Annotated in this window: 3 protein-coding genes; all 3 read right to left on the reverse strand. The window is 53.5% G+C overall.

The features are described 5' to 3' along the window. Positions 1–163: 163 nt before the first annotated feature. Positions 164–583 (reverse strand): hypothetical protein, encoded by a 420-nt coding sequence (locus DU29_RS0113960; RefSeq protein ID WP_028622283.1) that lies wholly within the window; start codon positions 581–583, stop codon positions 164–166. Between the two features lie 1,174 nt (positions 584–1,757). Then, positions 1,758–2,150: a hypothetical protein gene (locus tag DU29_RS0113975; protein WP_028622285.1), complete on the reverse strand. Its 393-nt coding sequence runs from the start codon at positions 2,148–2,150 to the stop codon at positions 1,758–1,760. Further along, a partial coding sequence (locus tag DU29_RS01000000129875) for an RHS repeat-associated core domain-containing protein (protein WP_033050498.1) occupies positions 2,150–6,440 on the reverse strand: 4,291 nt, incomplete at its 5' end. The genes DU29_RS0113975 and DU29_RS01000000129875, both read right to left, overlap by 1 nt.

Here is a 6,440-nt window from a genome sequence, read left to right on the forward strand (position 1 = left end):
GCAGGTTCCGGATTCATAAATACGCCCAGCTAATGCTGGGCGTTTTTCATGATTTACTATGATCGACTATAGCAACTGGTAGTGATATTCATCTGCCCATCTAGAGCGCATTCATAATTTCTGTAACGTCGCTATGGACAGTGCCCTGTAGTGGATCGAGATATCATGCTTTGTCACTAAGGTTTTCCGAGGTTTTATCTGATTTTATCCACTGCATGAAAAACTCTTCCTGTTCTTTTGGCTTGTTTGTCAAATCGCGTTCCTCATAATCGAATATATAAACCAGGTCAGCGAGCTCTGCACTTTTGCCCAAGACTAGCTCATATGCTTTGAGTCCGAGGGTCATTTGGGAGGACATGCTGGATGGGTGGACGTTGATTTTGGAACCTTTGCAAAGAAATAGAATGTCAGGATGGTCTTCACGCACACGTCCAAAGCATTTGTAGAAGTTTCGGTCGCTGTAGCTTTTGCTGTAGCCATTCTTCCTGGTGAACATGATGGATACTGCAGAGCTCTCACAGACGAGTTGCGCATCCTCCTGCTGTCCGTCGACATTAATTTTTACATGAACGAGGTTTATCATTTTTTTATTTCCCTGCTTGGAGTTAGGACTGAGGTCTCAATATCACGCAATGCTCCGTAAGTGGGCGGTGGCTCAATGAGTATTAATGGCTCAGTGGCCAGGAGGCTAGCCAATAGGTTTCTGGATGCTGGGAAGTTTGGCGCCAGTATTAGTGGAATAGGTATTGCCGTGGAGCAATTGGTGGGATTGCAGATGGGCAGAGGGCAATCGACGACCGACATAGGGCACAGGTATGGCTAGACCCTTTTTGGCTCGTTTCGCACATCATATGTCTCTTTAAATTTTGCTATATATGAAGATCTGGATAGCCCAGTAACAGATTCGTACCACTTATAATAAAATTCTCTTTGTAGATTTATATCATTCGTAAGGTCCGTATCCTCGTAGTCAAAGATTCTTACGAGATTTTCCGTGTCCGTTCGCTTGCCCATTGTTACCTCGTATGCCACTAGCCCTGCGGACATTTGTGAGGACATTGTCGATGGGTAAACGTTTCTCTTAGCGCCTTTGCACAGAAATTTTATATTGGGATAGTCGGCTCTCAATAAACCGAAAGATTCGAAGCAATCATGTGATGTATAAATTTTACTTTTTGTATCGCCGATAATTAACCTCAGTTCAGCAGTCGTTCGATGCACCTCTATCAAGGCGGGTTCGACAAAGCCCTCGGTGTGGATGAAGATTTCGCATTTTTTCATTGTGGTTGGCTCGGTGATTTATCCGATTTAATCCACTGCATGAAAAACTCTTCCTGTTCATCTGGATTGTTTGTTAAGTTGTTTTCCTCGTAATCAAATATATGAACCAAGTCAGCCAGCTCGGCAGATTTCCCTAAAATTAATTCGTAGGATTTTAGGCCTAATGTCATTTGGGACGACATGCTGGACGGATGCACATTTAATTTGGCCCCTTTGCACAGGAAGGAGATGTCAGGGTTGTCTTCTCGCAGCTGTCCGAAGCATCGATAAAAATCACTATCAGCGTAGGTCTTTATTGTCCCAGCTTGCCTCGTAAACGAGATGGATACTGCGCTGTTGTCACAAATCAGCTCAGCAGGTTATTTTTTGCCTGCTTTGCTGATGGTTACATGAAGGGTGGCTATCAGTTTTATTCTCCCGTTCATTGATGTCAAGTAGCAAAAATCTTTATTGTTTTCATGAAAATACTACGTTCATCAGTCGGTCAACGAATCGATCCACTTGTTGTAGAAATCTCCTTGTTCTTCAATATTATTTGTAATGTTTTCATCCTCGAAATCGAAGATTCGAACAACATCCTCGGATTCAGCTGGTCGGCCCAGAACCATTTCATATGCCACTACTCCAGCAGACATTTGCGAGGACATTCTCGATGGGTACACATTCAATTTTGAGCCCTTACATAAAAATTTAATATTGGGAAATTCTGCTCTCAGCATGCCAAAGCAGATAAATAAGTCGCCTGCGGAATATGATTTCGTTATGCCGCACTCCATTCTAAAAACCAGAGACAGTTTTTGCCGGTCGCATTCGATCTGTGCTTTTTTAATTACACCCTCGACTACTATTGATATATCTAATGACCTCATTATTGATTCCTTTTCCAGTTGGGAGTTGAATAGCCTTTATAGCTGCCGTCTTCGTACACCGGAGTCGCGCCTAAGATGTCTGGGCTATCAATGCCTCCGGGTAAAGCAATTTCAACCTCGCGCTTATGAGGTGATAGTGGTCCAAGTTTTTTATTTACATCGATTCCACCAATATTTTTTAATGCATATACGTAACCATCATCAATTCCATGACCTGTAGCGAATTTTTTTGCTTCCTCTGCTGAAATCGAACTGCTAACGAAAAAGCTTGGTGGATCGGTGTTGTCCTTAGCGTGTAATAAAAGATCCATGCTCATACCTCGAGGCTGAAAGCCAATATCGAATATTTCTGACGGCTCTCGCGAGTCTCCCCGAAATAAATACTTATTTTTGGGTTTCGGATTCGGCGCAGGGGTCCTAGGCAAACCCTCATCAACCTTAGCCGTCCCCGCCGGATCTTCAACTCCCTCAGTCTGCTTACACTTCCCAGTACCTGGGCACTCAGCCAACCCCAACGGATCAACCCACCCCGTCGGATTCCGCGTGTACTGGTACTGATTCAGCCCCCCCGCCAACCGAGTCGGATCCGGGGTCAGGAACCGGCCGACACTTGGATCATAGTAGCGATGCCGGTTGTAATGCAGGCCGCTCTCAGCGTCGACGTATTGGCCTTGAAACCGCAGTGGCTGGTCGAGGATCTGGCAGGTATCGCGGTTGAGGCGGGTGAGGCGGCCGTAGGCGGTGTATTGGGCGGCCCAGACGATTTCGCCGCTGTAATCCGTCAGTTCTTGCGGTGTGCCGAGGTGGTCGAGTTGGTAGTAAAACGGGCAGGCTTTTTTCGGGCCTTTGCCGTCGAGCATGGCCAACGGGCGGAAGGTGCCGGGCTCGTAAACGTAGCTGCGGTAATGTTCGCGACCGCTTTCAGCGACGAGGTTGTCGCCTTGCCAGAAGAATTGGGTCCTGTGCCCGTCAACGGTTTTGCTGATGCGCCGGCCAAACGCGTCATAGCGGTAACTTGCGCTGCGACCATCGGGAGTGGTGACGCCGATCAGCCGGTGCTGGCTGTCGTAGCGGTATTCGGTGACGAGTTTTTGCGCGGTGCCGCGGCGTTCGCGGATGAGGTTGCCGAAGGCGTCGTAGTCGTAATGACGGTCGCCTTGCATCAGCAGGCGGTTGCCTTTGACGGTGGTCGGGCCGGAGCGGTCCTGCATCAGCAGGTTGCCAGCGGGGTCGTGGGCGAAGCTTTCGGGCTGTTGATCGCGGCTGTGACGGACTCGGATCAGGCGGTTGAGCGGGTCGTATTGGTAGTTGCGCTGGCCGTGTCGGGTGTCGGCAATGTGCTCGAGATTGCCGTTGTCGCTGTAGGCATAATCCCGGCGATACAGCGATCGCTGGTTTTGGCTGACAGCGTGAGCCCGCAAACGGCCCTGATCGTCGTAGGCGTATTCGCTGAGCAGCAAGCCTTGCTGGCGGGTTTTTTCGCGACCCGCGACGAACGTGTGTGAACTCAGGCGCGCGCCGTTGAGATCAATGCCCGTCAGCGCACCACCTTTGGCGTGCTGATAATCCAGTTTGCTGCCATCCGGCAGGCGCATCCGCTTGAGCTGGCCACAGGCGCCGTAGCCGTAACGCAGCGTGCCCCAACCTTGATGCTCTGTGATCAACCGATCCTGCAGGTCATACTCAAATTCCAACGGATGGTCATAACCGTCATTGACGCCGACCAAGCGACCCAACCCGTCGTAGCGATAGGTAACCTTGATCCCATCGGGCAAGGTTTTAACCAGCAGACGCCCCGCCGCATCCCGCTCATACGCCGTGACCAGAACCGAACCGTCATCACCAAACTCGGTTTTTTCCAGCAACTTCCCGTTCAGGTCGTACGCATACGCAGTGCGCCGCCCGTCAAAACCGATCTCCTGTCGGATCAATCCGCCGGGCGTGTAGTCCAGCTGATATTTTTCCCCGGATTCGTTCTCGATTTCCGTCAGCAGCAGCTGCGCGTTGTCGTACCGATAGTTGAGCTGGGTGCCATCGGGATTGATGCGCCGGCTGACCAGGTGCAGATCATCGGCATATTCATAGCGGGTGAAGCGGCCCAGTTCATCGCGCTCACCGGTGATCTGGCCGTAGGCGTTGTAGCCGTAAGCGCGACTGGCGCCTGTCGGCAATGTCGTCTGCAGCAGTCGGCCAACGGCGTCCCACTGGTAGCGGGTGACGCCGCCGTGTTCGTCCTGCCGGGTTGTCTGGCGCCCCAGCAGATCGTAGGAAAACCGCCGCACGCCGCCATCCGGCAGGGTTTCTTCGACCAGTTGCCCCAGATCGTTCCACACCAACAGATGCCCGCTGGTGTCCGGGTAACGAATGGTGTGCAGCTGCCCTTTGTCGTTGTAGTAATAGCGGGTGACCTGACCGTCCGGGTCGATCGCCTCGGTGACATCGCCCTGAGCATTGCGCTCATATGTCCACACCGCTTTGCCGCGATAGCGCGCGTGCAGGAAACCGTTGCGATACTCGTAGGACGTTGGGTCGTCGTCCGGCGGAATCAGGGCTTCCAGACGTCCGACGTCGTCGTAGCGGTATTCCGTGATGGCGCCGAGCGCATCTTGCTCGGCGATTAGCTGACCCTGATCGTCATACGCCTTGAGCTGCTCACCGCCATCCAGCCCGACCCGGCGCACCAGCCGCGCCCGATCATCGTGTTCATAGACTTCTTCGCTGCCGTCACCATTGATAACCGTGACACTGCCGGCGTCATCCCAGACATAACGCGCTTCCATCTGCGCAAACGACGCCCAATGCCGGACACATCGCACCGCCTTGCCGGACTTTTCCCACTCCCAGAAGAAACTCGCCCCACCGGCCAGTTGCCGCTGCAGGATGACGTGCTGATCGTCGTAGTCGTAACGCTCGCTCTCGCCGAGCGCGTTGGTCGCCTGGATCAGCCGATGACAGGCGTCGTAGCGGTAGGAAACCAGCGTCTGCTCGGTCTGCCAGGCCTCATCCAGACTGACCGCCGGCACGAACACCTGATAGTCGACCGCGATCAAATGGCTGCGCTCATAACGCAACAACAGCGCCCGGCCCGCGCCGTTATCCAGGCGCTGAATGCGGTCCTGACGATCACGCGAAAGACGCAAGCGGATGCCGTACGCATCGCTGATCGCGCTCAATCGGCCGTTGTGAAAGTGATAAAAGCGCGGAACGTCACCGACCTGCGCCAGGATCAGTTCTTCGCCCGAATCCCCCAAATAAATCGCCGCGCGCGACAGACTGTTGTGAATCGCCGGCCGTTCAGCGCTGGGCAGCGGAAACGTCGTACGGCGGTTTTCATGGTCGATCCAGATGACCGAATCGCCGGCCATCTCCAGCCGATGCGACAGCGAATGACTCCAACCAAACCCCAGCCCGCAATCGATCTCGACGGCACTGGTGCGGTAGAGCCGGGTGAAGTCGAACGGCAACACACCGTCCAAGCTCCCATCAACCAGCGTCAGCAGTTCCTCGCCGGTAACCATCGAAACCGGACACTTGTTGGTCGCGGTTTTATCAGCAGACTCGGCACTGTCGCCGTTAGGATTTTTCGCCTGATCCGGCGCGTTGTCGCGCTCTTCAACCCGGCCAAGACGTGTTTGCGCTGCGGATTTTTCACGAGCAATTGCAACCGGATTGCGGACCTCAATCGTCGGGCTGCCGCGAGGGGTGATGTGCAGTGGAACCACCGGCGAAGGCTTGATCGGCGCATTGCGCGCGCTGACCATCAGTGGTTTGAGCATGCTCGCGTGCGGCGCAAGTTCCGACTGCGCTGTCAGCTCTGCAAGACGCAAACCCGCGGCCGCCAGCCATTTTCGTGCTCTGTCCGATTTAACCCGGTTCAGCACCTTGGCGCTTATTCCAAGCTTCAGGCCCGTAGGACCCGTGAGCGCCACCAGCAGGAAACTCACCAGAATCTCTGTGCGAATTTCCGCCACGACTTCAGCGATGAATTGCGGCGGCAGCATCCGCAACCAACTGGTGAAGGCCGCCAGATGGATGAACATCAACGGTTCGTCGCTTAACACCAGCAGCACTTTGGCAATGGCATCGGCGGGGACATTCAGGAGTGCTTCGAGCTCCTGTTCGGTCAGATACTCAAGCAGCTTTTCGCTATTGGCCTGCAGGTCCGCCATCAGTGCGAAAACCTGCTTTACGTCACTCCACAAACCCAGCAGCGACTTCTCGAAACAGTTCCAGTCAGCCTGTTGCAGGATGCCGTAGCGCCGAACGAAGCCCGCTTCGGAAAACTCCCGC

The sequence above is a fragment of the Pseudomonas sp. Ant30-3 genome (assembly GCF_000690905.1).
In the GTDB taxonomy this organism is placed as follows: domain Bacteria; phylum Pseudomonadota; class Gammaproteobacteria; order Pseudomonadales; family Pseudomonadaceae; genus Aquipseudomonas.

What these genes read in the sequence shown, in the direction of transcription:
- DU29_RS0113960 (WP_028622283.1), bottom strand. Translation starts at nt 583, where the DNA reads ATGATAAACCTCGTTCATGTAAAAATTAATGTCGACGGACAGCAGGAG.
- DU29_RS0113975 (WP_028622285.1), bottom strand. Translation starts at nt 2,150, where the DNA reads ATGAGGTCATTAGATATATCAATAGTAGTCGAGGGTGTAATTAAAAAA.